We start from the raw sequence: 3,667 nt of genomic DNA on the forward strand, positions 1-3,667 counted from the left end.
GCCCGGCCAACGCGCCCAGCAGCGGACCGCGGCGTCCGGTGGCCGGTCCCCAGGCCCGCACCGGTCGGCTCAGCGCGAACGCGACCGAACCGGCGAGGAGGAGCCCACCGCCCACCACGAGTCCCGTCCCCGGCCACGGCGCGGTGACCAGCACCCCCGCGAGTCCGGGGCCGAGGATGAAGAAGACCTCCATGCTGATCGCCTCGTAGGCGTAGGCGGCGTCCCGCGCGGGACCGGCCGGGAGCAGCCTGCCCCACAGTGCGCGGGAGGCGGAGCCGGTCATCGGTTCGGTGACCCCGATCCCGAAGGCCGCGGCGATCAGGACGGCCGCGGCGCTTCCCGCTTCGATCGCCCCGATGAGCAGGGTGAGGAGTGCGGAGAACAGGGCGGAGGCGACCAGCAGCGGCCGGGTCGGGCCGAACCGGTCGATGAGTCGTCCCTGGGCCACCGACCCGATCGAGACCCCGACCAGGGTGCCCGCCGAGACGAGGCCGGCGACCGCGAAGTCGTGTGTGCGTTGCTGCACGTACAACAGGGCCGACAGCCCGATCATCGCGATCGGCAACCGCGCGAGCGCGGAGGCGGCCACCGGACCGCGCGCCTCGGGTGTGCTCAGGGCCACCCGGTAGTCGGACAGGGTCGTCCGTCCGTGGGCCGACGTCTGGGACATGCGTACCAGTATGCTGGGGATGGTACGGCGGTACCGCTTCAGCCCCCGGGAGTGGTGCACCGGGCCCGGGGTTGAATCGGACAAATTTCGCCCGATCGAGGTGTAAGGACACCCCCCGTCGGGTAATCGCATAACGGACCGATAACGGTGCCCGAACTTCGGGCATCCCAGCCGCGTCCCGGGCGTCTATAGGGGTGAAAGTTCTTGAGGCGACCGGTACGGGTCGTGCGACCCTGATTCCGGTCCGATCGGAAGCGGCACCCCGGACACCGGGGACGCCGGGACATCGACCGTACAACGACGGTGCGACGACAACGAGACGAAACGGTGCGGTGCCACGGACGGTGGCGTCGCGTGAGACTCCCTCCGGGTTTCGGGTCGGGGCCTAGACCGGAGGGCGGGGAGCGCGGGCGGTCGGGGGACGGTCCGCGCGAACGGACAAGGGGCCGGACAGTGCCACGTCGGGGGTGGCACCCGGCCCCTTGTTCGTATGTCCGGATGCCCGGTCCGAAGTGTTTCCGCGAGACGATGTCGGTCTTCCCGCGAGACGATGTCGCCGCCCGGCGGGACGTCGCCGTACGGCGAGCCCGGGGCGCGTGCGGGGGTACACACGACTCGTGTGCGTTTCGCGTGTCGGAGGATCTCGCACGTCGGGGGACGTGCGTCGAGCGCGGACGGCGTCCGCGCCTACCCGGTGACCGCCCGGGGTCGACACTGACCCGGGGCGTGTTCCGGTGGGTGCGCCCGGGTCAGCGGGCCCGGCGGGCCAGTCGCTCCGGGTCGAGGATCAGCACACTCTTGCCTTCCAGCCGCAGCCAACCGCGGTGGGCGAAGTCGGCCAGTGCCTTGTTCACCGTCTCCCGCGACGCGCCGACGTACTGGGCGATCTCCTCCTGCGTCAGGTCGTGGGTGACCCGCAGCAGGCCCGCCTCCTGACTGCCGAACCGCTGCGCGAGCTGCAGCAGCGCCCGGGCCACCCGGCCGGGGACGTCGGTGAAGATCAGTTCGGCGACCATGTTGTTCGTGCGGCGCAGCCTGCGGGCCACCACGCGCAGCAGCTGCTCGGCGATCTCCGGCCGAGTCGAGATCCACTGCCGCAGGGCGGGCCGGTCCATCGTGACCGAGCTGACCTCGGTCACCGTCGTGGCGGTCGACGTGCGCGGACCGGGGTCGAAGATCGACAGCTCGCCGAACATGTCCGACGGTCCCATGATCTGGAACAGGTTCTCGCGGCCGTCCGCGGACTTGCGGCCGATCTTCACCTTGCCCGACTTGATGATGTAGAGCTTGTCCCCGGGCTCGCCCTCGTTGAAGATGACGTGGCCCCGGGGAAACTCCGTTGTCTCCAAGGTCTGCGCGAGCGCCTCGGCCGCCGCCGGTTCCACACCCTGGAAGATGCCCGCGCGGGCCAGGGTCTCGTCCACCTCGTGCCTCCTTCGGGTAGCGACCATCCGTCCCCCGGGTGGAGGAGGATGACGCCGATCACTACATGCAGTGTAGGGCGTGCCCTCGAGATCGCTCCCCGCTCGGGCCGCTCGCGCGAGTGCGGACCAGGGGGTATCCTGGCCCTCGCGAACGCAGCGCGTACACCCGGACACGCACTGTCCCCCTCGGTCGAATTCGCACGTCCGAGGGGCCGACGGAGGGATCCCGTCCGACAGGCAAGCCTAACGCCGCATTCCCCGACCCCTGCCCTTGGCCGTCTTCCCGGCGAGACGACGCAGCCGGAAAAGTTCGAGCGCGCGGCCGATGCCGTGCCCGTACAGTGCCCTGACCTCGTCGGGCCGGGCCTGTTCGAGGAACTCCTCCACGTCCTCACCGCGCACCGATACGTGCCGGAGATGGTTCTCGACACGTTCCATGAACAGGGCGAAGCCCATCACCACGATCGGCACGAGGATCACGAACCAGACGGTCATATCACTCCCGGTCACTCGCTCACGCCCGGCTCGGTCGTCGTTGCCACGTCCGGTGTTGGCCCGACGTCAGCGACGCACGTGTGGTCGACTCCCCGGACGGCGCACGTAGGCTAGCGGGGTGTCGTCGTCGGTCGGTCAGGGCCCCCGGAGGGGGCGCACGTTCGCTGAAGAGAGCCGGTTGTCGTTGGTCAGACGCGCGCGGCGTATGAAGCGTTGCCTCGACACCGCCTACCCAAACGCCCACTGCGAGCTGGATTTCGACACACCGTTGGATCTGCTGGTCGCGGTCATCCTCTCGGCGCAGACCACGGACGAACGGGTCAACCAGGTCACGCCCGCGCTGTTCGCCCGCTACCCCACGGCGGCCGACTACGCCGGGGCCGACCGGGTGGAGCTGGAGGAGCTGATCCGGCCGACCGGCTTCTACCGGAACAAGGCGTCCTCGCTGATGAAGCTCGGCGCGGCGCTCCTGGAGCGGCACGACGGTGCCGTCCCCGGATCGCTCGACGCGCTGGTGAAACTGCCCGGGGTGGGGCGCAAGACCGCCAACGTGGTGCTCGGTGAGGCGTTCGCGGTGCCGGGCATCACGGTCGACACCCACTTCGGCAGGCTGGTGCGGCGCTGGGGCTGGACCGTCGCCGACGACCCCGTGAAGGTCGAACACGAGGTCGGCGACCTCTTCCCACGTAAGGAGTGGACCATGCTGTCGCACCGGGTGATCTTTCACGGCAGGCGGGTGTGTCACTCGCGCAGACCCGCCTGCGGTGCCTGCCCGCTGGCCCGCGACTGCCCGTCCTACGGGACCGGTCCGACGGAGTTCGACGCGGCGGCGAAGCTGGTCCGGGGGCCGGAACGGGACCACCTGCTCGGGCTGGTGACGGGACCATGACCAGGGCGACGAAGTGGGCGCTGGCGGCGGGCATCCTCGCGCTGGCCCTTCTCGTGGCGTTGCTGCCGCGCCTCGGGGTCGACCCGGCGGAAGGGCCGGGGGCGGGAGCGGACCGCGACGACGGCGGACTCGCCGAGGCGCGGGCCCGGGCCGACCTGGACCGGTGCCCGTCGGGCGGTGCCCCGGAGC

4 protein-coding genes and 1 pseudogene are annotated in these 3,667 nt (G+C 70.9%); 2 read left to right on the forward strand and 3 right to left on the reverse strand.

The window, feature by feature from the left end:
- The 3 genes from ACTIR_RS23220 to ACTIR_RS0113280 form a co-directional block, all read right to left on the reverse strand.
- The coding region (locus tag ACTIR_RS23220; RefSeq protein WP_154663753.1) for an MFS transporter at nt 1-670 on the reverse strand (670 nt) is incomplete at its 3' end.
- A gap of 749 nt (nt 671-1,419) precedes the next feature.
- Nucleotides 1,420-2,094 (reverse strand): Crp/Fnr family transcriptional regulator, encoded by a 675-nt coding sequence (locus tag ACTIR_RS0113275; protein ID WP_007025211.1) that lies wholly within the window; start codon nt 2,092-2,094, stop codon nt 1,420-1,422.
- A gap of 243 nt (nt 2,095-2,337) precedes the next feature.
- On the reverse strand, nt 2,338-2,589 hold the full coding sequence (locus ACTIR_RS0113280; protein WP_007025210.1) for a hypothetical protein: 252 nt from the start codon (nt 2,587-2,589) through the stop codon (nt 2,338-2,340).
- 118 nt (nt 2,590-2,707) lie between these two features.
- Here ACTIR_RS0113280 and nth point away from each other — a divergent pair, with 118 nt between their 5' ends.
- On the forward strand, nt 2,708-3,478 hold the full coding sequence (gene nth / locus ACTIR_RS0113285; RefSeq protein ID WP_411431331.1) for an endonuclease III: 771 nt from the start codon (nt 2,708-2,710) through the stop codon (nt 3,476-3,478).
- Nucleotides 3,475-3,667 (forward strand): annotated as a pseudogene (locus ACTIR_RS27525) (TlpA family protein disulfide reductase); the annotation flags it as partial. The gene nth and the pseudogene ACTIR_RS27525, both read left to right, overlap by 4 nt.

The sequence above is a fragment of the Saccharomonospora iraqiensis subsp. iraqiensis genome (genome assembly GCF_000430445.1).
Lineage (GTDB): Bacteria > Actinomycetota > Actinomycetes > Mycobacteriales > Pseudonocardiaceae > Saccharomonospora > Saccharomonospora iraqiensis.

Excerpts from the sequence above, each read along its gene's own strand:
- ACTIR_RS0113280 (WP_007025210.1), bottom strand. The coding sequence starts at position 2,589 with ATGACCGTCTGGTTCGTGATCCTCGTGCCGATCGTGGTGATGGGCTTC.